Here is a 26,553-nt window from a genome sequence, read left to right on the forward strand (position 1 = left end):
CTGATGGCGGACGGAACGACGAATGGCGGGAGGTCATCGGTCTGCTCTCCCGCCAAACGTATCGCTCGATGTCAGTCGTCAGTGCCGCGGATACCCACGGTGGACTCGATGACCGGCTTCATCTTCTTGTCGAGGGTCTCGAAGAACATCGACAGAGGGAACTCGTCGTCCATCACCGCGTCGGTGTAGCCCTTCGGGGCGCCGGCGAGGATCTCGTCGGACAGTCCGCGGGCCCACTGCGACGCGGGGTGCGGCGTGAGCGTGCCGCGGACCAGGTCGTACGCGGCCAGCCAGTGCGCGACCTTGGGGCGGTCGATCGAGTGCCAGTACAGGTCGTCGATCGCGTCGCCGAGCGCGACCACCGCGTCGGGGACGTTCTCCCAGTCGAATGCGAGGGCCGTGTCGGTCCAGTGCAGTACGCCGTGCTGGTGCAGCCAGGCGAACAGCAGCTGACCGCCGACGGCGTCGTAGTTGCGCACCCGGGTGCCGGTGATCGCGAACCGGAAGATGCGGTCGAAGATCACCGCGTACTGAACGAGACCCGCGTAGTCGTGCATCTCGAGTTCGCTCGGGGTCAGCTGCTCGCCGGCCTCGATGCGGGCGCCGAGCGCGCGCTCGATCTTCACGGCCTCGCGGAACGCCGTCATGTCGCAGCGCATCTCCTCGAGGGAGTACAGGAAGAACGGCATCCGCTGCTTGATCATGAACGGATCGAACGGCAGGTCGCCGCGCATGTGGGTGCGGTCGTGGATGATGTCCCACATCACGAACGTCTTCTCGGTGCGGGCCTGGTCGTCGAGCATCGCGGCCGCGCGCTCGGGCAGGTCGAGGTTCGTGATCGCGGTCGCCGCGCGCACGACGCGGCGGTAGCGGGCGGCCTCGCGGTCCTGGAAGATCGCGCCCCACGTGAACGACGGGATCTCGCGCATCGCGACGGTCTCGGGGAACAGCACGGCCGAGTTGGTGTCGTAACCGGGCGTGAAGTCGATCAGGCGCAGCGAGACGAACAGCTTGTTGCCGTAGTCGCCCGCCTCGAGGTCGGCGATGAACTCCGGCCAGATCGTCTCGACGATGAGCGCCTCGACGAGGCGGTCGCTCGAGCCGTTCTGGGTGTACATCGGGAAGATCACCAGGTGACGGATGCCGTCGACGCGGTGCTGCTGGGGCTGGAAGGCCATCAGCGAGTCGAGGAAGTCGGGCACGCCGAAGCCCTCGTCGGCCCAGCGGTCGAAGTCCTTGACGGATGCCGCGAGGTACTCGGCCTCGTGCGGGAAGGCGGGGGAGAGCGCGCGGATGCCGGCGGTGATGACCGAGACGAGTTCCTTTGCCGTCTCACGATCGGCGGCCTCGGGGATCGAGCCGTCCTTGATCTGCAGCGTGCGCATCGCGATCGCGGCGTCCTTCAGCTGCAGCCAGGCGGTGCTGGTCTCGGCGACAGCGGCATCCTCGACGACCCCTTCGGCTCGCTTCGCTCGCTCAGGGCGGCGCTCGGCCTTATCGCCGATGATGGCGTGAGTGGTGGGAGTGAGAGTGGACATCGGGACCTCCGATCGTCGATGAGGCGGAAATTTTCCGGCAAGGGCCGGTATCTACCGCTATTATTCCACGTATGGATGATGCCGTCGACCGTGCGATCGTTGCTGAGGTCTCCGCTGACGGCCGGGTCACTCTGGCCCAGCTCTCCGAGTCGGTGGGGCTGTCGACCTCGGCCGTGCAGGCGCGCCTGAAGCGCTTGGAGTCCCGCGGCGTGATCACCGGGTACCGGGCGCTGCTCGACGCCGAGCAGGTCGGCAAGCCGCTCTCGGCGTTCATCGAGATCACACCTCTCGACCCGGCGCAGCCCGACAATTCGCCGGAGATGCTCGAGCACCTCGACGCCATCGAGGCGTGCCACTCGATCGCCGGCGACGCCGCCTACATGCTCTTCGTGCGGGTGTCGTCACCGCGGGCGCTGGAGCAACTCGTCCGCGACATCCGGCTCGCGGCGAACGTCAGCACGCGCACGACCGTCGTGCTGCAGACCTTCTACGAGAACAGGCCCATCGTCCCCGCGGGGGACTGAGCGTCAGGCCTGCGGGGTCCGTGCACCGAAGAGCCGCTGGCCGACGCGCACCACGGTCGACCCCTCCTCGATGGCGGCCTGATAGTCGCCGGACATGCCCATCGACAGCTCGCCGGGGCCGACCAGGTCGCGCTCGCGGGCACGATCGCGCACGTCGCGAAGGATGCGGAAGCACTCGCGCACCCGTTCGGTCTCGTTCGTGAACAGGGCCAGGGTCATCAGGCCCTGCACGCGCAGGCTGTCGCGGTGCTTCAGCTCCTCGAGGAAGGCGAGTGCCTCCTCCGGCTCGATGCCGGACTTCTGCTCCTCGGCTGACGTGTTCACCTGCACGAAGACGTCGAGCGACCGGCCGGCGGCCTGCAGACGCTTGTCCAGCGCGTCGGCGAGGCGGATGCTGTCCAGCGCCTGGAACTCGTCGGCGAAGGCCGCGACATCCTTGGCCTTGTTGGTCTGGAGGTGTCCGATCACCGACCAGCGCAGGTCGAGGTCAGCGAGGTTCTCGGCCTTGCGCTTCGCCTCCTGAACCTTGTTCTCGCCCAGGTCGGTCGCACCCGCCGCGACGGCCAGGCGCAGGCGTTCCTCGGGGACTGTCTTGCTCACGGCCAGCAGGCGGATGCCGGAGGCGTCGCGCCCCGCACGCTCTGCGGCGGCGGCGATGTTCGCCCGCACCTCGGTGAGGTTCTGCGCGAACTCCGCCACGGAGGTCGCCTGCGGATAGAGGGGGCGCGCGGGCTGATCGGTCACCCTTCGAGGGTACCCGTCGCGCGGATCGGGACGGGGGCTTCCGCCTCAATGCCGAACACCGATAGCATTCGAATACCGAACGTTGTTTTGTTTTCCGAACCTGCCGTATCGAAGGAGATACCATGCCCGACCTGTCCCGCCGCACCGCTCTCATCTCGCTCGGGGCTGCCGCCCTCACCGGTGCTGTCGTCACCGGAACAGCGGCCTCGGCGAGTGCCGCCACGGCCCCGACCTCGCAGCCGAATCGCACCGTCACCGTCCACCTCGTGCGGCACGGCCAGACCTGGATGAACCGCGCCGGCCGCATCCAGGGCTGGGCCGACTCGCCGCTCACCGAGGCAGGCGTCGATGTCGCACGGAAGGTCGGTCGCAATCTCGCCGCCGAGATCGGCGGGTTCGACGCCGCATACTCCGCCGACATGACACGCCACTTCGACACGGCCTCCGGGATCCTCTCCGCAGCAGGCTCCCCGCACACCGCGACTCGCATCGCGGGGCTGCGCGAGGTCGCCTACGGCGGGTGGGAGGGCGAGAAGCAGTCGACCGCCTACCCGACCCTGTTCGGCGCGGTGAAGGGCGACACCCTCGCCGACCTCATCGACGCCTTCGGCACGACCAACCCCGTTCCCTCGGCGGCCACGGAGAGCTGGCAGGAGGTCGCCGATCGCATGAACGCCGCGCTCACGTCCGCCGTGACCGACCGCCGACTGCCGATGCGCCACGGCGGCAGCATCCTCGCCGTGTCCAGCGGGATGTCGATCATGTGCCTGCTGGAGTCGCTGGGCGCCGAGGTGCCCGAGCCTCTCGAGAACGGTGCGGTCAGCCGCATCGTGTACGCGCGGGGCGTGTGGAGTGTCGAGAAGGTCGGCGACACGAGCTACGCCGAGTGACCAGGCGTCGAGCGGGGGCTCCGGCACCCGCTCGATGGGGAGCCATTGACGGAGTCAGTAGGATTCGGGACGTGGCATCCGGCAAGAGCAGCAAGAGCAAGAAGAGCGGCACCAGCGGAAACCCGGCCAAGCGTCCGGTGATCGAGCAGGGACCCGTCCGCGTCGGCGACTGGATCGGCGCGGCTCGACTGCGCACTCTGCCGCTGGCGGTCGCGCCGGTCGTGATCGGCACCGGCGCCGCGCAGACCGTGGACCACCATTTCCACTGGGTGATCGCTCTGGCCTGCCTCGCCGTCGCCGTGCTGCTGCAGATCGGCGTGAACTTCGCCAACGACTACAGCGACGGCATCCGCGGCACGGACGCGCACCGGGTGGGACCGGCGCGGCTCACCGCCTCGGGCCGGGTGACGGCGAAGCGCGTGCTCCTGGTCGCGCTGGTGTTCTTCGCGCTCGCCGCGCTGGTCGGCCTCGCGATCGTCATCCGCACGCAGCAGTGGTGGATGCTGGCGGTCGGTGCCGTCAGCATCGTCGCCGCCTGGTTCTACACGGGCGGCAAGCGCCCCTACGGCTACAACGCGATGGGCGAGCTGTTCGTCTTCGTGTTCTTCGGTCTGGTCGCGACGCTCGGCACCACGTGGGTGCAGGTGTACACCCTGCCGCTGGAGGCCTGGATCGGCGCGGTCGGCGCCGGACTGTTCGCCTGCGCCGTGCTGCTGGCCAACAACCTGCGCGACATCGACCAGGACCGCGAGGTGGGTAAGCGCACACTCACCGTGCTGATCGGCAAGGCGGCGACGCGCGTGATCTACACGCTCTTCGTCCTCATGCCGTTCGTGTTCTCGGTGCTCTACGCGCTGCTGTATCCGATCGCGTGGATCTCGCTGCTGGTGCTGCTGGCGGTGCTGCCGGCGATCCTCATCGTGTGGACCTACCGGCAGGCCCGCGAGCTGATCATCGCCCTGAGCCTCACCTCGCTGTCGTCTCTGGCCTGGGCCGGTCTCATCTATTGGGCCCTGGTCGGCTGAGAGGCAGGCGCCGGCTGATGGACCTCTTCGCTCTTCCCGCCGAACCCGGCCGCGAGAGCGAGGACGCCTGCGCGATCGGCGACGGCATCGCCGTCGTCGTCGACGGCGCGGGGCTCCCCAAGACGATGCGGCAGGGCTGCGGCCACTCGGTCGCCTGGTACGCCCGGACGCTGGCCGAGGCCCTCCGCGTACGCCTGGAGGACTCCACCGCAGTCATGACGGATGCCCTTGCCGGTGCGATCGCCGAGGTCACCGCCGCGCACCGCGGCACCTGCGATCTGGATGCCGGCTCGCCGAGCGCCACGGTCGCGGCCTGGCGCATCGACGGTGACGATGTGGAGCATCTCGTGCTCTGCGACGCCTCGGTCGTGCTCGCTCACCGCGACGGCACTGCCATGGAGGTCACCGACGACCGCATCAACCTGGCGGTCGCTCGCCGCGCCGCCGAGCTGCTCGGCGATGGCGCGCACACACACGCCGACATCGCCGCGGCCCGGTTCCGCGCGCTCGACGAGACGCGCAACGTCGAGGGCGGTTTCTGGTGCGCGCAGACCGATCCCGATGCCGCGCAGCACGCCCTCACCGGACGTACGCCGATCGCGGAGCTCGCTGCGATCGTGGCGTCCTCCGATGGAGGCACCCGGGGCTTCCAGCTGGTCGGCGCGCACTCGCTCGAGCGGTTCGCCGAACTGGCGATCGCCGGTCGGCTGGCCGAGATCGCGGGGGAGATCCGCGCTGCGGAGGATGCGAAGCACGACTGGGTCTTCGCCAAGCCGCACGACGACATCGCGCTCGTGGCTCAGCGCTTCGCTCCGGAGCGCTGAGCGCTCAGAGCCCCGCGCCGACAAGACCCTCGCCGAGCGGGGTGCGCAGATGCAGCATGCGGTTCCCCTCGCGGGAGCTGGTGAGCAGACCGGCGTCGCGCAGCACCGTCAGGTGATGGGATGCGGTGGATACGGCGATTCCGGCATCCGCGGCGACCTGCGAGGTGGTGCGCGGGACGTGCGCCTGCAGCAGGATGCCGGCGCGCACCGGCCCGACCAGGGCACCGAGGGACTGCGCCAGGTCGGCGGAGTCCCTCGCCCAGCCGGCGGTGACGCCCCTGGCGGGATAGAACAGCGTGGGCTGCGCGGGCGGCTCCGTCAGAACCATGCACCCCCATGACGACATCACCGACGGCACCAGGACGAGCCCGCTGCCGCGGCAGTCGACGTCCTCGCTGTGCCTGCGCAGCTGCACCCGCACCGCACCGTCGCTCCAGCGCACCGAGCGGTGCAGCTCCCCGGCCATGGCGGCGAGGCCGTCGGCGGTGACGGTCCTGGCGCGCACGGCGATGTCGGCGCGCAGCATCCGCTCCAGCTGCGGCCAGACCGGGGCGAGGGCGGCATCCCACACCTGCTCCCAGGCGTCCGCGATCAGGGCGCGTGCGCGCTCCGGGTCGGCCCGCATGCGACGAAGCGCCTGCTGCCGCTCGCCCGATGAGCGCTGGATCATCTTGCCGAGGTCGACGAGGATGCCGGGCAAAGGCGCCACCCGCAGAGCGGCGACCTCGTCGGCGGGCGTCAGATCCCAGCGGGCGTCGGTGGTGAGGAAGTCCGGCATGTATCCGTCGGCGCCGATCACCTGAGCGAGCAGGCTGAACGGTTCGCGGGGAACCGAATCGCGCACCTGTTTCAGCCATCCCCACTGCAGCGGATGCTCCGCGGGCCGCAGCAGCACACGAACGGCGTGCGCGAACTCGTGCCCAGGCGAGACTCCGAACCGCACCGCCTGGATGTCGCCTGGGCTCAGCCGGAAGTCGACCCGGTGATCCGGGCTCTCGACGCCCTCGCGTGGGCGGGTGTTTCGATCCACATCGAAACTCTAGGGGCTCTTCTCCACGGGCGAAAGAGTGGAACCACCGCAAGAGAAGGAGCACATCATGGTCGAGACACTCGCCGTTCCCACCCTCGTCGCGCCGGATGAGATCCGGCTCGGCACGGGGAGCAGCCGTCGGTTCCCGGGCAGCGAGCACGGGGCAGGCATCTCGTACTTCTACATCGACAATCAGCCGGGCCAGGGCGCCTCGCTGCACTGGCACCCGTACCCCGAGACCTGGGTCGTGCTCGAGGGCGACGTGACGTTCGTCGTCGGCGACGAGCAGATCCTCGCGACCGCCGGCGACACCGTCACCGGCCCGGCCTACGTGCCGCACAAGTTCACCAACACCGGTACCGGCACGATGCGCCTCATAGGCATCCACGCCTCTGCCATCATCATCCAGACAGACCTCGATCCTTCGTCAGGCTCAGGAACCGAATAGGAGTCAGATGTCCTTCCAGGCATACCTCGACAACATCGAGACCAAGACCGGTCTCACCCCGCGCGAGTTCATCGAACTGGCATCCGACAAGGGCTTCGGGCCTGGCACGAAGGCCACCCCGATCCTTGAGTGGCTGAAGGCCGACTACGACCTGTCCCGCGGCTACGGGATGGCGCTCGTGCACGTGATCACCAAGGGGCCGCAGATCAGCACCAAGCACGTCGGCACCGACGGCACGCACGCGGATGCCTCCGACACGCTCTGGCTGGACGGCGCAGCCAGCAACCCCGCGAACGCCTGAAAGGAACACGATGACCGTACGAGTCGATTTGAACATCTCACTGGACGGGTATGCCACCACCACCGACCAGACGCCGGAGAACCCCTTCGGCGAGGACTGGGGTCGCCTGGTCGCGGCCTACACCGCGACCCGCACCATGCAGCAGCGCGTGTTCGGCGACACCTCGGGCGCGGGCACCACCGGCGTCGATGAGAAGTACGCCGCCGCCTACTTCGAGGGCATCGGCGCCGAGATCATGGGCGCGGGCATGTTCGGCCTGCACGACCACGGCGACGACCCGGGCTGGCGCGGCTGGTGGGGTGAGGAGCCGCCGTTCCACGCACCCGTCTTCGTGCTCACACACACCCCGAGACCGTCGATCTCCTTCGAGAACGGCACCGAGTTCCACTTCATCGAGGCCACGCCCGACGAGGCGCTGCGGCGGGCCACCGAGGCGGCCGCAGGCAAGGACGTGCGCATCGGCGGCGGCATCGAGACGGTCAGGCAGTTCCTGGTCGCGGGGCTCGTCGACCGGCTGCACGTCGGGATCGCGCCGATCCTGCTGGGCCGCGGCGCAAACCTCTGGCAGGACCTGCGCGGGCTGGAGGACAGCTGCGAGGTGACCAGCGAAGTCGCCGAGAGCGGTGTGATCCACGTCACGTTCCGCAGGCGCTGAAAGAGAGGAGCGGATGCCGAGAACCGGCATCCGCTCTGTCATCGTCAGTTCTCGGAGGGCCTCTCCGACGCTTCGGGAGTCGCGTCGTCTTCGACGTCCTCGTCGGTCGGCTTCTCGGAGTTGCGCGCAGCGCGACGCTCGTAGATGTCACGCGAGGTGGCCGACAGCGGCGTGCGCAGGAACAGCAGCGAGATGCTCATGCCGATGAGCGCGGCGAACAGGGCCGCCAGCCACCAGAACTCCTGGAAGATCGGGAAGAAGAAGTACAGGATCGCCAGCGGCACCAGGAACGCCAGGAGACGCAGCACGGTGTACACGAGGAGGGGCGGCAACTTCTTCACCCGAACAGCTTAGGCGGGGCGCTTAGGACTGGGCTGGGCGCCGGATTCCGCGCCTACACTGGAGACATGGCGCGGGTTCTCATCGTCGGCGGTTTTCTCGCCGTCGTGTTCTGGGTGTTCAGCATCGTCGACTGCGCAGCGCAGCCGGCGACGCGGCACCGTGGTGTGTCGAAGGGCGCCTGGGTCGCGATCGTCGTCCTGATCCCGGTGATCGGCGGCATCCTCTGGTTCCTGCTCGGGCGGCGACGCAAGGGCGACCGCTCGGACACCCGACCGTACGCACCGGACGACGACTCCGAGTTCCTGCGCGGCATCAACCGCAAGGAGCAGGACGCACGCATCCGCGAGCTCGAAGAGGAGCTCGCCCGGCTCGACGACGACGGCGACCACCCGGACCCTCGGTCGTGACGACGGATGCCGGGTCGCCGGCGAGCGCGGCCGCGGTCGATCTGCTCGCCGAGTTGATCGCGCACGGCGTGCGCGATCTCGTGCTCTCGCCGGGCTCCCGTTCGCAGGCCCTCGCGCTGGCCGCGACAGCGCTCGACCGCGCCGGGCAGCTGCGCGTGCACGTGCGCATCGACGAGCGCGTCGCCGGATTCACCGCCCTCGGCATCGCGCGCGAGACGCGCGTGCCGGTCGCCGTGGTCTGCACCTCGGGCACCGCGGCGGGCAACCTGCTGCCGGCCACGATGGAGGCCTTCCACTCCGGCGTGCCCCTGCTGCTGCTGACGGCCGACCGCCCGCCCGAGCTGCGCGGGGTGGGCGCCAACCAGGCCACCGTGCAGCCGGGCATCTTCGGACCGTTCGTGCGCTGGGCGGTGGACGCCCCGGTGCCGGGCGCGGCGCCGGTGCCGGTGCCCGCGTCGGATAACACGGACGAGATTCCGTCCGCCCGGCATGCCGACGGCCAACACGCCGTCCAGGTGCCGGACCGTCTGTCGATTCCGACGGCGGAGGCCGTGGACGTCCGGATGGCCGGCCGCGCGCCGGCGCCGGATGCCACGGATGAAGCGCGTGCGGCACGGCACGGCGCCGCCGGACACGCCGGGCATCGCGCGGATCGCCTGTGGGTTCCCACGGCGGATGCCGTAACCGCCTGGTCCGGTCTCGGTACCGAGGCCGTCCGGGCCGCCATGGGCATCGCCGGCACCGGCCTTCCGGGCGTCGCCGGCCCCGTGCATCTGAACCTCCCGGCCCGCGAGCCGCTCTCCGCGGCGATCGACGTGGACGCCGTCGCCGGACCGGCTCCGCAGCTCCCGGCACCTGAGCCGCTCGTGCTCCCGCGCGGTCCGCGCACCGTCGTGATCGCCGGTGCCGATGCGGGCGCCGACGCGGAGGAGGTCGCCTACGCCGGCGGATGGCCGCTGATCGCCGAGATCGTGAGCGGGGCGCGCTACGGACGGCTGGTCGTGCACGGCTATCGCGGGCTGCTCCGCGACGAGAGCCTCGGCGGCCGCGTCGAGCGCGCTGTCGTCCTCGGGCATCCGACTCTCAGCCGAGAGGTGACCGCGCTGCTGTCGCGCGACGACGTCGAGGTGGTCGCGGTGCACGGCGGGGGAGAGCCGCTCGATCTCAACGGCCGGACGACGGCGGCATCCGCCGTGTCCGTCGAGCCGGGCGCGACCGACCGGCAGTGGCTGGGCGCCTGGATGACGGTGTCGCAGGCCTCTGTCGTCGACCTCTCCGAGGCCGCGCCCGACCAGGCCGGCCTCTATTCCGACGATCATGCCGCTCGGCTCGGCGCGGTGAAGGCCGAACTCGACGCCGTGCGCCGCCCCGTCGACCGTGCGCTGCTCGCCGACGCCGTCTGGCGGGCGACCTGGCCGCACGACCGTCTCGTCTTCGGGTCCTCACGGCTGGTGCGCGTGGCCGATCAGGTGCTCGGCGGCAAGAAGGTGCCCGTGCACGCCAACCGCGGACTGGCCGGCATCGACGGGACGATCGCCACGGCGATCGGTATCGCCATCGCCAGCCAGGACGACGGCGCCCCCGGTGTGACCCGCGTGCTGCTCGGCGACCTCGCCGCACTGCACGACGTCGGCGCACTGCTGCTGCCCGCAGGCGAGACGGCGCCCCGCATCCAGGTCGTGGTCGGCAACGACGGCGGCGGCACGATCTTCGACGGACTCGAGGTCGCGGCATCCGCACCGCAGGAAGACCTGGACCGCGCCTTCTACACGCCGCAGGCGGCGCGCTTCGCCGACCTCGCGGCGGCCTACGGGTGGGAGTACCAGCGGGTCTCGACCCGCTCGGCCCTCGACCAGGCTCTCACCTCGCCGGTGACCGGGCCGCAGCTCATCGAGGTGCCGCTCGAACGCTAGGCTCGACCGGATGGATCAGGACACAGAGCGATTCGCCGCCTGGAGCGACGAACTCCGCCGGGTGCACGCCCGCCTGCGTGAGGCCCTGCGCGTGACCCGCGAGACGCTCGCCGCGGGCGAGCAGGCGGCGCCGGCGACCCGCGACCTGCTGCTGTACTGCCGTGGATTCTGCAGCGCGCTCGACGCGCACCATCGTGGCGAGGACCGGTCGCTGTTCCCCGCGATCGAGCGGGAGCATCCGGACCTGGCGCCGGTGCTGCGCAAGCTCGAGCAGGACCACTCGATGATGGCGCACCTGATCGGCGGCCTGCAGTCGGCCGTCGACTCGGATGCCGCGCCGGCCGATCTGGCCGGCCACCTGGACGGTCTCGGCGCGATCATGGAGAGCCACTTCCGGTACGAGGAGCGGCAGCTGCTGACCGTGCTGGAGACCCTCGCGGAGGATGCCGCGCCGCGCGACGCGCTCGGCACGCTCTGACGCGCTTCCGCATGCGGCAGGATGTCACCATGGCGAAGCAGCTGTGGCAGGAGCATCCTTCCGAGATCCTGCGCGTGGGCGAGGGATTCCGCCTCGCCGACGTCGATCCGGAGTCGACGCCTGGCTTCCCGCACGGGAAGTCGCACGGCGAGAGGGAGCTGGAGAAGCGCCGCGAGGCTCTCGGGGACCTGCAGGAGCGGCTCTTCGCCGCCAGCCGCGTCGGCAGCGACACGGATGCCGTGCTGCTGGTGCTTCAGGCGATGGATTCCGCCGGCAAGGGCGGCATCGTGCGGCACGTCGTCGGCGGCGTCGACCCGCAGGGTGTGGAGCTGGCCGCCTTCAAGGCGCCCACCGCGGAGGAGCGCGCCCACGACTTCCTCTGGCGTGTGGAGAAGCGGCTCCCGCAGCGCGGGTTCATCGGCGTCTTCGACCGTTCGCACTACGAGGATGTGCTGATCGGGCGGGTGCGCTCTCTCGCCCCCGGCACCGAGATCGAACGCCGGTACGGCGCGATCCGCGAGTTCGAGCAGCAGGTCGCGGCATCGGACACTCGCATCGTGAAGGTCATGCTGCACATCTCGCCCGACGAGCAGAAGGCCCGACTCATGGAGCGGCTCGACCGCCCCGACAAGCACTGGAAGTACAACCCCGGCGACGTCGACGAGCGGATGCTCTGGGGCGACTACATGGACGCCTACCAGACCGTCTTCGACCGAACCTCGACGGCGGATGCCCCGTGGCACGTCGTCCCCGCGAACCACAAGTGGTACGCGCGGCTGGCCGTGCAGGAGCTGCTCATCGCGGCGCTGGAGGACATCGACCCGCAATGGCCCGCGGCCGACTTCGACGTGCCGACCGAGAAGAGGCGCCTCGCGGAGAGCTGAGGAACGGCACGCGTCCGAGGCCGCGGATGGATTTCGCATGCTCGCGCGCGCCTTGCGAGGCGTTTTCCATCCGCTCGTCTGCGGCGCGGATGGATTTGGCCGCTGCAGGCGCCTGCTGAGCGGCGTTTTCCATCCGCGTGCGCTCGAACAGAGGCTGCCTCAGCGAAGACTGACCCCGAGCGTCCCCCGAATCTCAGGCCAGCGCGTCGACGATCGGGCGGAACTTCACCCGGGTCTCGAGCAGTTCGGTCTCGGGATCGCTGCCCGCGACGATGCCGGCGCCGGCGTAGGCGGTGACCGGGATCGTGTCGGTGCGGGTGCCGTCCTCATCCGGTGCGCCGCCGCCGAACTGCGCACAGCGCAGGGCGACCGCCCACTCGCCGTTGCCCGTGGCATCCACCCAGCCCACCGGTCCGGCGTACCGGCCGCGGTCGAAGGGCTCCAGACGCCGGATCGCTTGCACCGCGAGGTCCGTCGGCGTGCCGCCGACCGCAGCGGTGGGATGCAGCACGCCGACCAGGTCGAGCGCGGAGGCGCCGTTCGACAGCTCCGCCTCCACGTCGGTCGCGAGGTGGAACAGGTTGGGCAGCTTCAGGATGAACGGCTCGTCGGCCGCTGCGAGGGCGCGCACGTGCGGTCGCAGCGAGGCGAGCAGGCTCTGCACCGCGTACTCGTGCTCGTCGAGGTCCTTCGTGCTGGAGGCGAGGTAGGCGGATGCCGCGGTGTCGGCGTCCGCGTCGGCGCCGCGGCCGATCGTGCCGGCGAGCACCCGCGCGGTGACGGTGCCGCCCTGCACGGTGACGAGCGTCTCCGGGCACGCGCCGATGAACCCGTCGACCGAGTAGGTCCAGGTGTCGGGGTAGCCGGTCGCCAGGGCACGGACGAGCCGGCGCAGGTCGGAGCCCACGGGGACGGTGCCGGTGAGGTCGCGGGCCAGTACGACCTTCTCGTAGTCGCCCGCGGTGATCTCGGCGACGGCGCGGCGCACCGAGTCCTGGTAGCCCTCCGGCGTCTGCGCGCCGGGGCCGAGGGTGCCCGCCCAGTGCGGGCCGTACTCGCGCGGTGCGACATCCGCCGGCGCGTCGTCCTCCGCACCGCGGATGCGGGTGATCCAGCCGCGACCGTCGCGGCGGCCGATGATCGTCGCGGGCACGATCAGCACGGCGTCTCGTGCGGAGCCCTCGTCGAAGGTGAGGGTGCTGAAGCCCACCAGGCCGGTGCCGGGCAGCTTCACCTCGTCGTCGATCTTCGCGGCGGATGCCAGGTCGCGCCACGCATCCGCGATCATCGCGGCGCGCAGCGGTCCTGCGCCGGCAGGCACGCGGATCGTGATCACGTGCTGGTCTCCGGCGGCGACCATGCCGTCGCCGCGGCGCAGCCAGGCGACCGGATCGTCGGGGTCCGCGTACACCAGCAGATCCTCGACCGGGTCGATCTCACGGGTCTCCACGACCAGTCGGGTAGTCACCGGATCAGTCTATTCGCGCGAATTCAACGCAGTGGGCGGTCCAGCCCCAGAGCGACGAGCCTGTCGATCCAGGCATCCGCCGTGGCGTCGTCGAACGGCGCCTGCTGCGCGCGCACCTGCGTCTCGAGCTCGGCCGCGCGGGCCTCGAGCTGGGCCATGATGTCGGCGGGGTAGCCGAACTGCGCGCTGTGCTCCTGCCACTCGTCCTGGTCCACGGTGCGGGTGCCGCGCTCGTCGAGGTGCCGCACCACGTCGAGATCCATGTCGATCGCGGTCGCGAGCAGCGGGTCGTCCTCCGACCAGCGCACGTCCCAGGCGAGGTCGATGTAGATGCGCATCGCCCGCGGATGCCCGCGGTGCACGGTGAGCGCGTAGTCGGAGGCATCCCGCGGCACGAGCGTGACGTTCGGGCTCTCCGCCACGAACGACCTGCCGGGGCGGGAACTGGTCCAGCCGACCGGCTGGCCGATCCAGTCGCCCCACTGGTCCGCGCCGAGGTACACGCCCTCGCCGCCCCAGTGCTCTGAGCCGTCCCACTTGCGCCACTGGAAGATCATCGTCTGGCCGGGTTCAGGACGCTGTGCACTCACTCGGCCGAGTCTACGACCGCCGTGATGCCGCCCCGTAGTATCGAAGGATGACCGCAGAGCCCAACCGCGCCGACCTCGGCAAGGACCCGGCCCGCGTCAGCGGGATGTTCGACCAGGTCGCCGCCGGATACGACCGCACCAACACGGTGATGACCGTCGGCAACGACGCGCTCTGGCGCGCGGCGACCACGCGGGCCGTCGCGCCCCGGCGCGGCGAACGGATCCTCGACCTGGGTGCGGGCACGGCATCCTCCTCGGCCTCGCTCGCGGAGAGCGGCGCCGACGTCGTCGCCGCAGACTTCTCGCCCGGGATGCTGGCCGAGGGCGAGCGCCGGCACGGCGATCTGCCGAACCTCAGCTTCGTCGAGGCGGATGCCACCGATCTGCCCTTCGGGGACGCCGAGTTCGATGCGGTGACGATGTCGTACAGCCTGCGCAACGTGCAGGACCCGAAGAAGGCGATCGCCGAGCTGTTCCGCGTGACCAAGCCCGGCGGGCGCCTCGTGATCAACGAGTTCTCCACGCCGCCGTCGCCGATCTTCCGCGCGTTCTTCGGCTTCTACAACTCGCAGGTGCTGCCGCGCGTGGCTCGGGTGGCAGGAACGAACGGCGAGGCATACGACTATCTGAACGAGTCGATCCGGGAGTGGCCCGACCAGAAGACGCTCGCCGCCTGGCTGCGCGAGGCGGGCTGGATCGACGTCGCCTGGCGCAACCTCTCCTTCGGCATCGTGGCACTGCACCGGGCTCGCAAGCCGGTCGCCTGATCGCAGGTAGGCTGGATGCGTGACTTCGAGCCCCGACGCCCCGGGCACGCGCCTTGCGAGCCTGCTGGGCTTCAGCGACCGCCTGTTCCTCGGGCCTTCAGCGCGCCGTCTGTCGCGTGAGGTCGAGGCAGGCCTCGAACTCGTCGAGTCCGGCCTCGCCGAAGACCTCAAGGCCACGGACTCGGTCGCCGATGCCGCCAGCCGCTATCTGTACGAAGCGGGCGGCAAGCGCATCCGACCGATCCTCACCCTGCTGACCGCACAGCTCGGCGACGGCAACATCCCCGCCGTGATCGACATCGCCAAGGCGCTCGAGCTCACACACCTCGGCTCGCTGTACCACGACGACGTCATGGACGGCGCGGACAAGCGCCGCGGTGTCCCCTCCGCCCACGAGGTGTGGGGCAACAATGTCGCCATCCTCACCGGCGACATCCTGTTCTCGCGCGCCAGCCAGCTCATGTCGCACCACGGCGATCGCGCCATCCGACTGCAGTCCGACACCTTCGAGCGGCTCGTTCTCGGCCAGCTGCACGAGACCGTGGGGGCGCAGCCGGGCGACGACCCGATCGAGTTCTACCTGCAGGTGCTCTCCGACAAGACCGGTTCGCTGATCGCCGCCGCCACACAGGGTGGTGTGATCTTCTCGAACGCTCCGGCCGAGTACGAGGAGCCCATGCGCATCTTCGGCGAGAAGATCGGCGTCGCCTTCCAGCTGCTCGACGACGTGATCGACCTGTCTGCGAACCCGGCAGACACGGGCAAGGTGCCTGGCACCGACCTGCGCGCCGGCGTGCCGACCATGCCGCTCCTGCTGCTCCAGCAGGAGGACTCCGGCGATCTCGCGCACCGCATCGACGAGGGCGTCTCCCGCATCGCCGACGGCGAGGACGCCGCGCTGCTGGACGGCCCGCTCGCCGAGCTGCGCGACCACCCGGCCACGCAGCGCACTCGCGAGCTCGCGCACTCCTGGACGAAGGAGGCGATCGCCGCTCTCGGCGTGCTGCCGAAGGGCTCCGTCCGGGAGGCGCTCACCCGATTCGCGGAGAGCCTCGAGGAACGCTCGCGCTGAGCGGCGTCCTGCTCGCAGGCCTCTGATACCGACCTCACGGAAGGACACTCATGACCAAGCTCAGGCTGGCTATCGTCGGCGCAGGCCCGGCAGGCATCTACGCCGCCGACCTCCTGCTGAAGGCGGAGCGCAAGTTCGACGTGTCGATCGACCTGTTCGAGCAGCTGCCGGCGCCGTACGGCCTGGTGCGCTACGGCGTCGCCCCCGACCACCCGCGCATCAAAGGCATCATCAACGCACTGCGCGACGTGCTCGACCGCGGCGACATCCGCCTGTTCGGCAACGTGCGCTTCGGCGAGGACATCACGCTCGAAGACCTGAAGCGGCACTACAACGCGGTGATCTTCGCCACCGGCGCGGTCCGCGACACCTCGCTCGACATCCCCGGAATCGACGCGCTCGGCTCCTACGGCGCTGCCGACTACGTGAGCTGGTTCGATGGGCACCCGGACGTCCCGCGGGAGTGGCCGCTGGTTGCGGCATCGGTCGGCGTGATCGGCAACGGCAACGTCGCACTCGACGTGTCGCGCATGCTCGCCAAGCATGCCGAGGACCTGCTGGTCACCGAGGTTCCGCGCAACGTCTACGAGGGCATGAAGGGCAGCGCCGTCACCGACGTGCACGTCTTCGGCCGTCGCGGCCCCGCGCAGGTGAAGTTCACGCCGCTCGAACTGCGCGAGCTCGGCGAGCTGCGCGATGTCGACATGGTCGTCTACGACGAGGACTTCGACTACGACGAGGCCTCGAAGGACGCCGTGGCCAGCAACAAGCAGGTCATGGTGATCGACCGCATCCTGCAGTCCTGGCGCAAGCTCGACTCGGTGAACAACGCGGGCGGCACGGCGTCGCGCCGGCTGCACCTGCACTTCTGGGCCCGGCCCGTCGAGGTGCGCAAGGACGAGCAGGGACGCGTCGCGGCGCTGGTCTACGAGCGCACCAAGTCGGACGGTGCGGGTGGTGCGGTGGGCACCGGCGAGATGCGCGAGGTGCCGATGCAGGCGCTTTACCGCGCGATCGGCTACTTCGGCTCGCCGCTGCCTGACGTGCCCTTCGACAAGAAGCACGGTGTCATCCCGAACCGCGAGGGCCAGGTGCTGGAGAACAAGTCCAACCAGCGCGTGCCCGGCATCTACGCCACGGGGTGGATCAAGCGCGGTCCGGTCGGCCTGATCGGGCACACCAAGTCCGACGCGATGGAGACCGTGCGGCACCTCATCAACGACCAGGGGTCGTGGTGGCAGCCCGAGGTCCCCGGCGAGGACGCGATCCCGGCCCTGCTGCAGGAGCGCGGCGTGCTGTGGACCGATCTGGACGGCTGGCACCGTCTGGACGCGCACGAGATCGCACTGGGTGAGCCCGAGGGACGTGCCCGTGTGAAGGTCGTTCCCCGCGACGAGATGGTCCGCGTCTCGCGCGACTGACGCGTCCGGTCCCAGCGCCTTCGTCTCGTCGCTTCGCTCCTCGCTCAGGATCCGCGGAGCGAGACGAAAGGCGGATACGCTGACCCCATGGGGGAGTGGACGCCGGACGTGCTGGGCGACGAGTTCGTCCAGCAGACCCTGCCGCTCGGTCACGACGACGAGGGCGAGGTCGTCGCCACGCTGGTGCGCGCCCTGCCGGATGCGCCCGAGCCCGTGCCCGCGCCGACGTTCTGGCAGCGGCTGCGCGGCATCCGTCCCATGCCGGCCCCGGTGCCACCGTTGGCCGACGTCGACGTGCTCTACGTGCATGGCTGGTCGGACTACTTCTTCCAGAAGAGGCTCGCCCGTTTCTGGACCGCGCGCGGAGCGCGCTTCTTCGCGCTCGACCTGCGCAAGTACGGCCGCAGCCTGCGACCGGGCCAGACGCCCGGCTACATCGACGACCTCGCGACCTACGACGAGGACATCGCTGCAGCGCTCGCGGTGATCAGAGAGGGACAGGATGCCGAGCATCGGCGCCTCATGCTCTTCGGACACTCGACCGGGGGACTGATCCTCAGCCTGTGGGCCGACCGGCATCCGGGTGAGGCCGCCGGGATGGTGCTGAACAGCCCCTGGCTGGAGTTCCAGCTGCCTCGCTTCCAGCGGGAGACGATCGCGCCACTGGTGGGGATGCAGGCGAAGTACTGGCCTCTGGAGAAGGCGCCGCAGGTGGATCTCGGGTTCTACACGCGCGCCCAGAACGCGGTCGCCGACCCCACCGACCCGATGGACGTGAACCTGGACTGGCGTCCGGAGCAGACGATGACGGTCTACGCCGGCTGGCTCAACGCGATCCTCACCGGGCATCGGCAGATCGCCGCCGGCGTGCGGATCGATGCACCGGTTCTCGTCCTGCTGTCCGCGCGCACGGCCATGCCGACGGCATGGTCGGAGGCACTCACGAGCGCCGACACCGTGCTCTGGGTCGACGACATCGCCAGGGCTGCGCTGAAGCTCGGTCCGTCGGTGACCGTGGCGCGCATCGACGGCGCCCTGCACGACGTGTTCCTGTCGCGCCACGAGGCGCGGGAGGACGCCTATGCGCGCCTGGCGCAGTGGGTCACGGGATGGGATGCCGCGACGCGGCAGCGCTGACTGTCAGAGCGAGCCGCTCTGGTTGTTCCGCACCCCGGCGTCGCCGGTCCAGGGCGGAGCGCCCTCGATCGTTCCTGATCCGGAGCGGCGCACGCCCAGCGCGATGGCGACGCCGACGAGTACGGTGACAGCGACTCCGATGATGACCCCCGGCAGGAGGTCCTGGAGGAGGAAGCCGAGCGCGAGCCCCGCGGCCGCGCCGATCGCCAGTGCGAGAAGCCAGGCGCCGATGAGATAGCCGCGGCCGGCTCGAGGAATGCGCGTCTCGTCCATGGCGGGAGAGTATCGGTCGCCGTGGGAAAGCGCCAGAGGTCCGCCGCCGGTGGCCGCTGAACCGTCGGTGATCACGCCTGCTCCGGCTGCTCCTCGACCCCATCGACCTCATCGACCTCATCGACGAGCTGGATTCCGCCCGTCGTGTTCGCGGAGTGCATCAGCCGCTCGATCCAGGCGGCGTTGAGTTCCGGCGGCTGCGCATCATCGAACACGAAGCGCAGCGGGATCGAGGGATGCAGCCAGATCGTCGTCCTGCCCACGGGCTGACCGTCGGCATGCCGCCAGCTCAGTGTGAAGCTCTCCTGCCGGCGCAGCTTGGTTGAGATCACGACCTTCAGATGAGCGAGTGTCCGGTCCTCGATGAAGATCGGGTGTTCGGAGTCGTCGTAGATGAGCGCGCCCATCCTCCGACGCTACGCGCAGTCCGCGCCCGGCGGCACCCCGAATCGAGTGCGTGCACCGGGCGCGGGAGCGATGATCAGCGGTAGTTGATGAACTGCAGATCGATGTCGAGGTCGCTGCCCTTGAGCAGCGCGATGACGGCCTGCAGATCGTCGCGGCTCTTGGACTGCACGCGCAGCTCGTCGCCCTGGATCTGGCTCTTCACGCCCTTGGGGCCCTCGTCGCGGATGATCTTGCCGATCTTCTTCGCGTTCTCGCTCGAGATGCCGTCCTTGAGCGAGGAGACGATGCGGTACTCCTTGCCGCTGGCGAAGGGGTCGCCGGAGTCGAGGCTCTTCAGCGAGATGCCGCGCTTGATGAGCTTGGACTGCAGCACGTCGAGGACCGCCTTCGCGCGCTCCTCGGAGTTCGCCTTGATCAGGATCTGCTCGCCGCTCCACGCGACAGAGGCGTCGGTGCCCTTGAAGTCGTAGCGCTGCTCGATCTCCTTGCGGGCCTGGTTCACGGCGTTTTCGGCCTCCTGGTGATCAACCTTGGAGACGATGTCGAATGAAGAGTCAGCCATGCCGCCAAGTGTAACGAGTGCGGCCCCGAGGCATCCGATATGGAAGCGCTTCCATGAAGTGGAACCCAGCGACTGTAAGGTCACAGCTAGATATCACCGCTCCGGGGCATTGCGCGGGGCGGCTTCTTCCATGCATACTGTAAGCGCTTGCAGTTTTGCAGGCCACACGCATCGAGAGAGGCACACCACCAATGAAGGTGAACAAGAGGAGCATCGCGGCCTTCGGCGCGATCACCGTTCTGACCTCGCTGGCGCTCGCCGGCTGCAGCAGCGGTTCCACGGACGACAAGGGCTCGGACGCGGGCGCGAAGAGCGGCAAGCTGACCGTCTGGGTCGACGCCGAGCGCGTCGACGCCCTCACCGGCGCCGCCAAGGCCTACGAGAAGAAGACCGGCGTCGAGGTCGACATCGTCGGCAAGGACGTCGACACCATCAAGGACGACTTCATCCAGCAGGTGCCGACCGGCAAGGGCCCTGACATCACCATGGGTGCGCACGACTGGCTCGGCGAGCTCTCCACGAACGGCGTCGTCGCGCCGATCGAGCTCGGCGACTCCTCGAAGGACTACCTCCCCGTCGCGCTGCAGGCGTCGACCTACGAGGGCACCACCTACATGCTCCCCTACGCGGTCGAGAACATCGCCGTGCTGCGCAACGCCGACCTCATCAAGGAGCCGGCGACCAGCTTCGACGACATGATCGCGAAGGGCAAGGCCGCCGGCCTCGCCCAGCCGTTCGTCGTCGAGCAGGGCAAGGAGGGCAACCCCTACCACCTGTACCCGTTCCAGACCGCGTTCGGCGCCCCGGTGTTCGGCACCGACGACACCGGCTCCTACGACCCGACCGACCTGCAGCTCGGCAGCGCCGGCGGCTTCGAGTTCGCGAACTGGCTGTCCGCTCAGGGCAAGGCCGGCACGCTGAACACCGACATCGACGGTGAGATCGCCAAGCAGCAGTTCATCGACGGCAAGGCCGCCTTCTGGCTGACCGGTCCGTGGAACGTCGGCGCCGCGAAGGACGCCGGCATCAACCTGGCGATCGACCAGATCCCCAGCCCGACCTCCGAGGTCGCCTCGCCGTTCGCCGGCGTGAAGGGCTTCTTCGTCAGCGCCGAGTCGAAGAACAAGGTCGCCGCGAACGACTTCCTGGTCAACTACATCGGCACCGAGGACGTCCAGCTCGAGCTGTTCAAGGCCGGCAACATCCTGCCCGCCCTGACCGCGGCTGCCGACACCGCGGCATCCGACCCGATCATCGCGGGCTTCCAGAAGGTCGGCGCGGACGCCGTGCCGATGCCCGCGATCCCCGCGATGGGCTCCGTGTGGCAGTACTGGGGCATCGCCGAGGCCGCCATCATCAACGGCGCCGACCCGAAGACGACGTGGCAGAAGCTCGTCGACGACGTGACGGCCGCGATCAAGTAATTCGAGTCCACCTCTGCCGGGGCGGAGCATCCGCTCCGCCCCGGCAGCCGTGCACGACGGGGTGAGGGATGAGCCAGACCACGACTGAGCAGGGGGCGCCGCAGGCGCCGCCCACGAAGAAGCAGCGCCAGGCTGCGCGGATCGCGGAGGCGGCATCCGGCAGCATGCGCTGGATGCTGCTGAAGATCCTGCTGCTGGCGATCGTCGACGCGATCGCGCTCTATGCGGCGTTCGTCCTGGTCTCGCACCGGGAATGGCTGGTGCTCGGCGTTGTCGTCGTCGTCGCGGTGCTGGTCAACTGGATCTACTTCAGTCGCAAGCGCATCGCGGCGAAGTACCTCACGCCCGGTGTGATCTTCCTCATCCTGTTCCAGGTGTTCACGCTGCTGTACACGGGCTACATCGGCTTCACCAACTACGGCACCGGACACAACGGCAGCAAGGACCAGGCGATCTCGTCGCTGATGGCCTCGGCGCAGGAGCGCGTCGAGGATTCGCCCACGTTCCCGGTCACCGTCGTCGAGAGGCTGGGCACGCTCGGCCTGCTGGTCACCGATCCCGAGGACGGAGAGGCGAGCGTCGGCACCGACGAGCAGCCGCTGCAGGATGCTCCGGACGCGACCATGGAGGGCGGCAAGGCCGTCGCGGTCGACGGCTGGACCACCCTGAGCTTCGCGCAGGTCATCCAGCGCTCGAGCGAGATCGAGAAGCTCTCGGTGCCGTTCAGCGACGATCCCAACGACGGCGCGATCCGCACCCCCGACGGGCAGAACGGCTACCTCTACGTTTCCACCCTCGTCTATGACGCGGGCGCCGACACCATGACCGACACCCGCACCGGCGCGGTCTACAGTGACACGGGCGTCGGCGCGTTCACCGCCGAGAACGGCGACCAGCTGATGCCGGGCTGGCAGATCACGGTCGGCTTCGACAACTTCGTCCGCGCCATCACGGACGCGTCGATCCGCGGCCCGCTGATCTCGGTCACCATCTGGACGTTCGTGTTCGCCCTCATCTCCGTGGCATCCACGTTCTTCCTCGGCCTGCTGCTGGCGCTGGTGTTCAACAACACCCGGATGCGGTTCCGCAACGGCTACCGCATCCTGCTGATCCTGCCCTACGCGTTCCCGGCCTTCCTGTCGGCGCTGGTGTGGGCGGGCATGATGAACGAGAGCTTCGGCTTCATCAACCAGGTGATCTTCGGCGGAGCATCCATCCCGTGGCTCACCGACCCGACGCTCGCCAAGGTGTCGGTGCTGATCGTGAACCTGTGGCTGGGCTTCCCGTACATGTTCCTGGTCTGCATGGGCGCCCTGCAGGGCATTCCGGACGACGTGAACGAGGCCGCCGCGATGGACGGCGCCAACCCGTGGCAGATCTTCCGGCGCATCAAGCTGCCGCTGCTGCTGGTGACCGTGGCCCCGCTGCTGATCTCGTCGTTCGCGTTCAACTTCAACAACTTCAACCTGATCTACATGCTCACCGGCGGCGGCCCGCGCTTCGAGGACGTGTCGATCCCGGTCGGGCACACCGACATCCTGATCTCGATGGTCTACAAGGTGGCCTTCACCGGGCAGACCCGCGACTACGGTCTGGCCTCGGCCTTCACCATCCTGATCTTCATCGTCGTCGCGGTGATCTCGATCGTGAGCTTCCGCAAGACCAAGGCCCTCGAGGAGCTGAACTGACATGAGCACCGCAGTCTCTTCCCGCCGCTCGATCGGCAAATGGTTCGCCGACACCGGATGGCGGCACGTGGTCGCCATCGTGGTGAGCGCCTTCGCGATCTTTCCGCTGCTGTACGTGGTGTCGGCCTCGCTGAATCCGAAGGGAACGCTGACCGGCTCGAACCAGCTGTTCTCCGCGATCGGCTTCGACAGCTACGTGCGCATCCTCACCGACCCGAAGAACCCGTACCCGCTGTGGTTCTGGAACACGCTGGTGATCGCCACGGTCACGGGCTTCGTGACGGTGTTCCTCGGTGCGCTCGCGGCCTATGCCTTCTCGCGCATGCGCTTCTCGGGCCGCCGCGTGGGCCTGGTGACCATCGTCGTCGTGCAGATGTTCCCGCAGCTGCTCGCCGTGGTCGCGATCTTCCTGCTGATGTCGACGATCGGGGACTGGTTCCCGGCGATCGGCCTGAACACGCACACCGGCCTGATCCTGGTGTATCTCGGCGGAGCGCTCGGCGTGAACACCTACCTGATGTACGGCTTCTTCAACACGTTGCCGATGGAGCTCGACGAGGCCGCCCGCATCGACGGCGCCGGCCACGCGCGCATCTTCTTCACCATGATCCTGCCGCTGGTCGCGCCGATCCTCGCGGTCGTCGCCCTGTTGTCGTTCATCGGCACGGTGAACGAGTACGTGATCGCGAGCGTCATGCTGATCGACCCCGACAAGCAGACGCTGGTGGTGGGCCTGACCAAGCTGGTGTCGAACCCGCGATACGCGGACTGGTCGGCGTTCTCCGCCGGCGCCGTGATGGCAGCAGTCCCGGTGATGGTCCTGTTCCTCTTCCTGCAGAAGTACATCGTCGGTGGTCTGACCGCCGGCGCCACGAAGGGCTGATCTCCTCTCCCGGGCGGCGGCCCGAAGTGTCTTGCGTCGCATGCTAGCTTGTGACGCATGACAGTCGACATCGGTGCGCAGATGCGCAAGGGCGTCGTCGAGTACTGCGTGCTCGGTCTGCTCGTACGCGAGCCGATGTACGGCTGGCAGCTGTCCGAGGCTCTGACCGAGTCCGGGCTCATCGCGAGCATCGGCACTCTGTATCCGCTGCTCGCGCGCCTGCGCGAGAACGGCTGGGTGTCGACGTTCGAGATGCCCGGCGAGTCAGGTCCGGTGCGCAAGTACTACCGGCTCACGGATGCCGGGATCGCGCAGCTCGCAGAGTTCCGCACGCACTGGATGCCGTTCGCCCGCACCGTGACGGGTCTCATCGGGGAGGACCGACCATGACCATCGACACCGCCGACTACCTTGCCAGGCTCGACGCCGCGCTGCGGGACGTGCCGCACGGGATCGCCTCTGACATCCGTGCCGGTATCGCGGAGGAACTCGCCGGGCTGGCGACGGATGCCGCGGCCGCGCGGATCGCGCAGCTCGGCGATCCCGAGACGATCGCGCGCGAGGCGCTGGAAGCCGGTGGCGCCCAGCGCACGGCGCCGGCAGTGCCCGAGGCTCCGCTGAAGCCCGTTGCGACGGGGACGAAGGGCTTCGCGATCACTGCAGCGCTCGTGCTGTCCTTCGGCGGCTTCGTCATCCCAGTCGTCGGCTGGTTGGTCGGAGCCGTGCTGGTGCTCATGTCCGGGCTGTGGCGCTCGTGGGAGAAGGCCGTCGCTCTCGCGGCCGTGCCGATCGCGGTCCTCGGATTCGGGCTCGCGTCCCTCCTCCCGCTCGCCGCGGTCGAGAGCTCAGGCGAGGACGCGGTGGCGAACCCTCTGCTGCCGATGGGCTTCAGTGCATGGCACCTCGCGTTCATCCTGGCGTTCGTCCTCATGCCGGCATCGGGCCTCTGGCTGCTCTGGCGCCTGCGCGGGAGGACCACGCCGTCGGCATCCTGATCCTGTCGATCGGCGGGCGTGTCGAGCGGGCAGGAGCGGCGGAAGCGGGCGTACGGTGGCGGCATGAGCGCTCGGGTGGGAGGGCGGAATCGGGCGATCGCCTGGATCGCCGGCTTCTTCTGCGCGTGCGTGGTCGCCGTGCTGCTGTGGCTGGCGCAACCGGCGGGCCCCGCTCTGATCCAGCTCATCGGCGACGGGCTGCGCAACTCGATGCCCTGACACGACGGCACGCCTCCTCGGGTCATCGTCCGCCGCGCGCTAATCTCGCACCGAACCCACCGATGAGAGGCGGCACCATGAGCGACCCCGAGGTTCCCCAGCCCGAGAAGCCCGGCGACGTCGACGACGTCGTGGACAGCGCCAAGGCCGGACTCGCAGACGCCGAGGCCGCTGCCGCAGGCGCCGCGGAGCCGAAGGGCGACGCGCTGGATGCTGCGGCCGAGGCCGCAGAGGATGCCGCGACCGCCGACGAGTCCGCTGCGGATGTCGCGGCCATCGACCCCGACGCCGCCGCCTTCGAAGAGGCGGAGAAGTCGTTCCCCGGCACCTTCACTTCGGCGGCCACCGCCGACGCGTCAGATGTCGCCGATGACCACGAGCCCCCGACCGCGATCACGTACTCCGCGACCGACGACGTCGCGACTGCGGCCTACGGCGCCTCGGCGACCGCCGCTGCCGCGGCCGCCGCGGAGACGCAGGTCGTCCCCACCGAGCCGGTGGTCGACGCTCCGCCGCCTCAGCCGCAGCCGATCTTCGTGCAGGCGCCCGAGCCACCCCGCCCGCTGGGCAACCGCGGCACGGCCGGCGCGATCGGCCTGCTCGCGACGCTCTGCTTCGCGATCCTGCTGCTGGGCGTGACCCTCGGGATCGGCGCCGCCGGCGGAAAGGTCACCGGCGAGAACATCGGTGACAAGGCACTCGCACCGCTGACGACCTGGGGGTTCTGGACTCCCGTCGTGGTCTTCTTCATCGCATTCTGGCTGCTCGGCGCGATCATCAACCGCGGCCGCTGGGGTCACTGGGTGATCTGGGGTCTGCTGGTCGGCGTCGCCGCCTGGGCCGGTCACCTGCTCGGCCAGCTGTTCGAGGCTCCGTTCTGGATGCTCTCCGCGCAGCAGGGCGTCGACCTGGTGCAGGACCAGCTGTTCGCCCCGCTGGCGATCGCCGCCTTCATCATCGGCCGCGAGCTGACGATCTGGTTCGGGGCGTGGGCCGCGCGTGCCGGCGCACGCAAGACCGAGCTGAACATCGAGGCGCAGCGCGAGTACGAGCGCACCCTCGAGGCCGGCCCGAGCCTGTCGAGGTAACCACGTCCACGACGCCGTCAGACCCCCGCGAGCCTCCGGCCGCGGGGGTCTCGGCCGTCCTGGCGACGGTGCTCGCGACGGTCCTGTTCTTCGGGCTCGTGATTCTCGGGCTCGGGATGCTGAGCTACTTCACCGACTCGGACATTCTCAGCGTCCCTGATCTCGGCCAGTACCCGGGCGTCGTGGGGATGGTCGCCGCGATCATCGGGTTCGTCGCGATCCTGGTGCCGTCGCTCCGCCTGCGCAGGCCGACGTACCCGGCATCCGTCCTGGTCGGGGTGGCGACCGCGCTCGCTCACCTGGCGGGCGTGTGGGTCGCAGCGCTGTTCGGCGGCGCCGGAGTGGCGGCGGCGACCGCAGCGGTGATGCAGCTGGTCGTCGGCGGGGCATCCATGGTGGTGGCGCTCGCGGCTCTGGCGGCCGCCTGGATCGGCGTCGCGCTGCGTCGCACCCGTTCGAGGAAGCCGCACTGGCCCTGGGAGGACCAGCCGCCGGAGGAGTGACGCCCTCACACCTGGCGACGACGCCACCGGACGGACCGGATTCCGCGCGGTT

Annotated in this window: 32 protein-coding genes; 23 read left to right on the forward strand and 9 right to left on the reverse strand. The window is 69.5% G+C overall.

Features of this window, described 5'->3' with window-relative positions; translation table 11 throughout:
* Positions 1-71: 71 nt before the first annotated feature.
* Positions 72-1,538: a DUF6421 family protein gene (locus ACFVAE_RS15065; RefSeq protein WP_378893858.1), complete on the reverse strand. Its 1,467-nt coding sequence runs from the start codon at positions 1,536-1,538 to the stop codon at positions 72-74.
* A gap of 71 nt (positions 1,539-1,609) precedes the next feature.
* On the opposite strand from ACFVAE_RS15065, the gene ACFVAE_RS15070 reads away from it, so the two are divergent.
* Positions 1,610-2,062: an Lrp/AsnC family transcriptional regulator gene (locus ACFVAE_RS15070; protein ID WP_378893860.1), complete on the forward strand. Its 453-nt coding sequence runs from the start codon at positions 1,610-1,612 to the stop codon at positions 2,060-2,062.
* Between the two features lie 3 nt (positions 2,063-2,065).
* On the opposite strand, the gene ACFVAE_RS15075 is transcribed toward ACFVAE_RS15070, so the two are convergent.
* The gene (locus tag ACFVAE_RS15075) at positions 2,066-2,806 is read right to left on the reverse strand and encodes a YggS family pyridoxal phosphate-dependent enzyme (RefSeq protein ID WP_378893863.1); all 741 of its coding nucleotides are present in this window, start codon (positions 2,804-2,806) and stop codon (positions 2,066-2,068) included.
* A 122-nt stretch (positions 2,807-2,928) separates the two neighbouring features.
* On the opposite strand from ACFVAE_RS15075, the gene ACFVAE_RS15080 reads away from it, so the two are divergent.
* From ACFVAE_RS15080 to ACFVAE_RS15090, 3 genes are all read left to right on the forward strand, one after another.
* A complete protein-coding gene (locus ACFVAE_RS15080) occupies positions 2,929-3,696 on the forward strand; it encodes a histidine phosphatase family protein (protein ID WP_378893865.1) in 768 nt (255 codons plus the stop codon).
* A 71-nt stretch (positions 3,697-3,767) separates the two neighbouring features.
* Complete coding sequence (locus ACFVAE_RS15085) at positions 3,768-4,721, forward strand: 1,4-dihydroxy-2-naphthoate polyprenyltransferase (RefSeq protein ID WP_378893867.1); 954 nt, start codon at positions 3,768-3,770, stop codon at positions 4,719-4,721.
* A gap of 17 nt (positions 4,722-4,738) precedes the next feature.
* Positions 4,739-5,545, forward strand: a complete 807-nt coding sequence (locus ACFVAE_RS15090; RefSeq protein WP_378893870.1) for a hypothetical protein — start codon at positions 4,739-4,741, stop codon at positions 5,543-5,545.
* Between the two features lie 4 nt (positions 5,546-5,549).
* On the opposite strand, the gene ACFVAE_RS15095 is transcribed toward ACFVAE_RS15090, so the two are convergent.
* Positions 5,550-6,575, reverse strand: coding sequence for a DUF5937 family protein (locus ACFVAE_RS15095; protein WP_378893873.1), 1,026 nt, complete (start codon positions 6,573-6,575; stop codon positions 5,550-5,552).
* Positions 6,576-6,642: 67 nt separating this feature from the next.
* Between ACFVAE_RS15095 and ACFVAE_RS15100 the strand changes: the two genes are divergently transcribed.
* Genes ACFVAE_RS15100 through ACFVAE_RS15110 form a run of 3 tightly spaced genes read left to right on the forward strand, consistent with a single transcriptional unit; the run spans position 6,643 to position 7,979 of the window.
* Positions 6,643-7,023, forward strand: coding sequence for a cupin domain-containing protein (locus ACFVAE_RS15100; RefSeq protein WP_378893875.1), 381 nt, complete (start codon positions 6,643-6,645; stop codon positions 7,021-7,023).
* Between the two features lie 7 nt (positions 7,024-7,030).
* The gene (locus ACFVAE_RS15105; RefSeq protein WP_378893878.1) at positions 7,031-7,324 is read left to right on the forward strand and encodes a DUF4287 domain-containing protein; all 294 of its coding nucleotides are present in this window, start codon (positions 7,031-7,033) and stop codon (positions 7,322-7,324) included.
* A gap of 10 nt (positions 7,325-7,334) precedes the next feature.
* The gene (locus tag ACFVAE_RS15110) at positions 7,335-7,979 is read left to right on the forward strand and encodes a dihydrofolate reductase family protein (RefSeq protein ID WP_378893881.1); all 645 of its coding nucleotides are present in this window, start codon (positions 7,335-7,337) and stop codon (positions 7,977-7,979) included.
* Between the two features lie 44 nt (positions 7,980-8,023).
* On the opposite strand, the gene ACFVAE_RS15115 is transcribed toward ACFVAE_RS15110, so the two are convergent.
* The gene (locus ACFVAE_RS15115; RefSeq protein ID WP_378893883.1) at positions 8,024-8,320 is read right to left on the reverse strand and encodes a DUF4229 domain-containing protein; all 297 of its coding nucleotides are present in this window, start codon (positions 8,318-8,320) and stop codon (positions 8,024-8,026) included.
* A gap of 66 nt (positions 8,321-8,386) precedes the next feature.
* Here ACFVAE_RS15115 and ACFVAE_RS15120 point away from each other — a divergent pair, with 66 nt between their 5' ends.
* The 4 genes from ACFVAE_RS15120 to ACFVAE_RS15135 are packed head-to-tail and all read left to right on the forward strand — an operon-like array spanning position 8,387 to position 12,003.
* Entirely contained in the window at positions 8,387-8,728 is a 342-nt protein-coding gene (locus tag ACFVAE_RS15120) for a PLD nuclease N-terminal domain-containing protein (RefSeq protein ID WP_378893886.1), read from the forward strand.
* On the forward strand, positions 8,725-10,641 hold the full coding sequence (locus tag ACFVAE_RS15125) for a thiamine pyrophosphate-binding protein (protein WP_378893889.1): 1,917 nt from the start codon (positions 8,725-8,727) through the stop codon (positions 10,639-10,641). The genes ACFVAE_RS15120 and ACFVAE_RS15125 overlap by 4 nt, the downstream gene beginning before the upstream one ends.
* 10 nt (positions 10,642-10,651) lie before the next feature.
* Positions 10,652-11,119: a hemerythrin domain-containing protein gene (locus ACFVAE_RS15130; protein ID WP_378893892.1), complete on the forward strand. Its 468-nt coding sequence runs from the start codon at positions 10,652-10,654 to the stop codon at positions 11,117-11,119.
* Between the two features lie 29 nt (positions 11,120-11,148).
* Positions 11,149-12,003 carry a PPK2 family polyphosphate kinase gene (locus ACFVAE_RS15135; RefSeq protein ID WP_378893894.1) on the forward strand — a complete coding sequence of 285 codons (855 nt, stop codon included), beginning with the start codon at positions 11,149-11,151 and terminating at the stop codon, positions 12,001-12,003.
* A gap of 193 nt (positions 12,004-12,196) precedes the next feature.
* Here the strand turns inward: ACFVAE_RS15135 and ACFVAE_RS15140 are convergent, their stop codons facing one another.
* Positions 12,197-13,471 carry an isochorismate synthase MenF gene (locus tag ACFVAE_RS15140; protein ID WP_378893897.1) on the reverse strand — a complete coding sequence of 425 codons (1,275 nt, stop codon included), beginning with the start codon at positions 13,469-13,471 and terminating at the stop codon, positions 12,197-12,199.
* Between the two features lie 23 nt (positions 13,472-13,494).
* On the reverse strand, positions 13,495-14,061 hold the full coding sequence (locus ACFVAE_RS15145) for a DUF402 domain-containing protein (protein WP_378893899.1): 567 nt from the start codon (positions 14,059-14,061) through the stop codon (positions 13,495-13,497).
* A gap of 47 nt (positions 14,062-14,108) precedes the next feature.
* Between ACFVAE_RS15145 and ACFVAE_RS15150 the strand changes: the two genes are divergently transcribed.
* The 4 genes from ACFVAE_RS15150 to ACFVAE_RS15165 all read left to right on the forward strand — a co-directional run bounded on the left by ACFVAE_RS15150 (position 14,109) and on the right by ACFVAE_RS15165 (position 18,458).
* Positions 14,109-14,828, forward strand: a complete 720-nt coding sequence (locus ACFVAE_RS15150; protein ID WP_378893901.1) for a class I SAM-dependent methyltransferase — start codon at positions 14,109-14,111, stop codon at positions 14,826-14,828.
* Positions 14,829-14,847: 19 nt separating this feature from the next.
* Entirely contained in the window at positions 14,848-15,900 is a 1,053-nt protein-coding gene (locus ACFVAE_RS15155) for a polyprenyl synthetase family protein (protein WP_378893904.1), read from the forward strand.
* Between the two features lie 50 nt (positions 15,901-15,950).
* The gene (locus ACFVAE_RS15160; protein WP_378893906.1) at positions 15,951-17,321 is read left to right on the forward strand and encodes an FAD-dependent oxidoreductase; all 1,371 of its coding nucleotides are present in this window, start codon (positions 15,951-15,953) and stop codon (positions 17,319-17,321) included.
* A gap of 87 nt (positions 17,322-17,408) precedes the next feature.
* Entirely contained in the window at positions 17,409-18,458 is a 1,050-nt protein-coding gene (locus tag ACFVAE_RS15165; RefSeq protein ID WP_378893909.1) for an alpha/beta hydrolase, read from the forward strand.
* Between the two features lie 3 nt (positions 18,459-18,461).
* On the opposite strand, the gene ACFVAE_RS15170 is transcribed toward ACFVAE_RS15165, so the two are convergent.
* The 3 genes from ACFVAE_RS15170 to ACFVAE_RS15180 all read right to left on the reverse strand — a co-directional run bounded on the left by ACFVAE_RS15170 (position 18,462) and on the right by ACFVAE_RS15180 (position 19,701).
* Positions 18,462-18,731, reverse strand: a complete 270-nt coding sequence (locus tag ACFVAE_RS15170) for a hypothetical protein (protein WP_378893911.1) — start codon at positions 18,729-18,731, stop codon at positions 18,462-18,464.
* 71 nt (positions 18,732-18,802) lie between these two features.
* Positions 18,803-19,138, reverse strand: coding sequence for a hypothetical protein (locus ACFVAE_RS15175; protein ID WP_378893914.1), 336 nt, complete (start codon positions 19,136-19,138; stop codon positions 18,803-18,805).
* Positions 19,139-19,212: 74 nt separating this feature from the next.
* Entirely contained in the window at positions 19,213-19,701 is a 489-nt protein-coding gene (locus ACFVAE_RS15180; RefSeq protein ID WP_157310480.1) for a YajQ family cyclic di-GMP-binding protein, read from the reverse strand.
* Positions 19,702-19,892: 191 nt separating this feature from the next.
* On the opposite strand from ACFVAE_RS15180, the gene ACFVAE_RS15185 reads away from it, so the two are divergent.
* From ACFVAE_RS15185 to ACFVAE_RS15220, 8 genes are all read left to right on the forward strand, one after another.
* Positions 19,893-21,125, forward strand: a complete 1,233-nt coding sequence (locus ACFVAE_RS15185) for an extracellular solute-binding protein (protein WP_378893916.1) — start codon at positions 19,893-19,895, stop codon at positions 21,123-21,125.
* Positions 21,126-21,193: 68 nt separating this feature from the next.
* The gene (locus ACFVAE_RS15190; RefSeq protein ID WP_378893918.1) at positions 21,194-22,813 is read left to right on the forward strand and encodes an ABC transporter permease subunit; all 1,620 of its coding nucleotides are present in this window, start codon (positions 21,194-21,196) and stop codon (positions 22,811-22,813) included.
* A gap of 1 nt (position 22,814) precedes the next feature.
* Positions 22,815-23,696 (forward strand): sugar ABC transporter permease, encoded by an 882-nt coding sequence (locus ACFVAE_RS15195; RefSeq protein ID WP_378893921.1) that lies wholly within the window; start codon positions 22,815-22,817, stop codon positions 23,694-23,696.
* A 57-nt stretch (positions 23,697-23,753) separates the two neighbouring features.
* A complete protein-coding gene (locus ACFVAE_RS15200) occupies positions 23,754-24,086 on the forward strand; it encodes a PadR family transcriptional regulator (RefSeq protein ID WP_378893924.1) in 333 nt (110 codons plus the stop codon).
* On the forward strand, positions 24,083-24,691 hold the full coding sequence (locus tag ACFVAE_RS15205; protein WP_378893927.1) for an HAAS signaling domain-containing protein: 609 nt from the start codon (positions 24,083-24,085) through the stop codon (positions 24,689-24,691). The genes ACFVAE_RS15200 and ACFVAE_RS15205 overlap by 4 nt, the downstream gene beginning before the upstream one ends.
* Positions 24,692-24,754: 63 nt before the next feature.
* Positions 24,755-24,910, forward strand: coding sequence for a hypothetical protein (locus tag ACFVAE_RS15210; RefSeq protein WP_378893930.1), 156 nt, complete (start codon positions 24,755-24,757; stop codon positions 24,908-24,910).
* Between the two features lie 77 nt (positions 24,911-24,987).
* On the forward strand, positions 24,988-25,998 hold the full coding sequence (locus tag ACFVAE_RS15215; RefSeq protein WP_378893932.1) for an ABC transporter: 1,011 nt from the start codon (positions 24,988-24,990) through the stop codon (positions 25,996-25,998).
* Between the two features lie 68 nt (positions 25,999-26,066).
* Positions 26,067-26,501, forward strand: coding sequence for a DUF6121 family protein (locus ACFVAE_RS15220; protein WP_378893934.1), 435 nt, complete (start codon positions 26,067-26,069; stop codon positions 26,499-26,501).
* The last annotated feature ends 52 nt before the right edge of the window (positions 26,502-26,553 follow it).

Origin of the sequence: Microbacterium sp. NPDC057659 (assembly GCF_042799915.1) — a bacterium.
Taxonomy (GTDB): Bacteria; Actinomycetota; Actinomycetes; order Actinomycetales; family Microbacteriaceae; genus Microbacterium.

Coding starts and splice junctions, on each gene's coding strand:
- ACFVAE_RS15210 (WP_378893930.1), top strand. CDS start 24,755: ATGAGCGCTCGGGTGGGAGGGCGGAATCGGGCGATCGCCTGGATCGCC.
- ACFVAE_RS15205 (WP_378893927.1), top strand. CDS start 24,083: ATGACCATCGACACCGCCGACTACCTTGCCAGGCTCGACGCCGCGCTG.
- ACFVAE_RS15080 (WP_378893865.1), top strand. CDS start 2,929: ATGCCCGACCTGTCCCGCCGCACCGCTCTCATCTCGCTCGGGGCTGCC.
- ACFVAE_RS15130 (WP_378893892.1), top strand. CDS start 10,652: ATGGATCAGGACACAGAGCGATTCGCCGCCTGGAGCGACGAACTCCGC.
- ACFVAE_RS15135 (WP_378893894.1), top strand. CDS start 11,149: ATGGCGAAGCAGCTGTGGCAGGAGCATCCTTCCGAGATCCTGCGCGTG.
- ACFVAE_RS15180 (WP_157310480.1), bottom strand. CDS start 19,701: ATGGCTGACTCTTCATTCGACATCGTCTCCAAGGTTGATCACCAGGAG.
- ACFVAE_RS15090 (WP_378893870.1), top strand. CDS start 4,739: ATGGACCTCTTCGCTCTTCCCGCCGAACCCGGCCGCGAGAGCGAGGAC.
- ACFVAE_RS15200 (WP_378893924.1), top strand. CDS start 23,754: ATGACAGTCGACATCGGTGCGCAGATGCGCAAGGGCGTCGTCGAGTAC.
- ACFVAE_RS15100 (WP_378893875.1), top strand. CDS start 6,643: ATGGTCGAGACACTCGCCGTTCCCACCCTCGTCGCGCCGGATGAGATC.
- ACFVAE_RS15065 (WP_378893858.1), bottom strand. CDS start 1,538: ATGTCCACTCTCACTCCCACCACTCACGCCATCATCGGCGATAAGGCC.
- ACFVAE_RS15070 (WP_378893860.1), top strand. CDS start 1,610: ATGGATGATGCCGTCGACCGTGCGATCGTTGCTGAGGTCTCCGCTGAC.
- ACFVAE_RS15190 (WP_378893918.1), top strand. CDS start 21,194: ATGAGCCAGACCACGACTGAGCAGGGGGCGCCGCAGGCGCCGCCCACG.
- ACFVAE_RS15165 (WP_378893909.1), top strand. CDS start 17,409: ATGGGGGAGTGGACGCCGGACGTGCTGGGCGACGAGTTCGTCCAGCAG.
- ACFVAE_RS15175 (WP_378893914.1), bottom strand. CDS start 19,138: ATGGGCGCGCTCATCTACGACGACTCCGAACACCCGATCTTCATCGAG.
- ACFVAE_RS15185 (WP_378893916.1), top strand. CDS start 19,893: ATGAAGGTGAACAAGAGGAGCATCGCGGCCTTCGGCGCGATCACCGTT.
- ACFVAE_RS15170 (WP_378893911.1), bottom strand. CDS start 18,731: ATGGACGAGACGCGCATTCCTCGAGCCGGCCGCGGCTATCTCATCGGC.
- ACFVAE_RS15150 (WP_378893901.1), top strand. CDS start 14,109: ATGACCGCAGAGCCCAACCGCGCCGACCTCGGCAAGGACCCGGCCCGC.
- ACFVAE_RS15160 (WP_378893906.1), top strand. CDS start 15,951: ATGACCAAGCTCAGGCTGGCTATCGTCGGCGCAGGCCCGGCAGGCATC.
- ACFVAE_RS15120 (WP_378893886.1), top strand. CDS start 8,387: ATGGCGCGGGTTCTCATCGTCGGCGGTTTTCTCGCCGTCGTGTTCTGG.
- ACFVAE_RS15105 (WP_378893878.1), top strand. CDS start 7,031: ATGTCCTTCCAGGCATACCTCGACAACATCGAGACCAAGACCGGTCTC.
- ACFVAE_RS15110 (WP_378893881.1), top strand. CDS start 7,335: ATGACCGTACGAGTCGATTTGAACATCTCACTGGACGGGTATGCCACC.
- ACFVAE_RS15215 (WP_378893932.1), top strand. CDS start 24,988: ATGAGCGACCCCGAGGTTCCCCAGCCCGAGAAGCCCGGCGACGTCGAC.
- ACFVAE_RS15195 (WP_378893921.1), top strand. CDS start 22,815: ATGAGCACCGCAGTCTCTTCCCGCCGCTCGATCGGCAAATGGTTCGCC.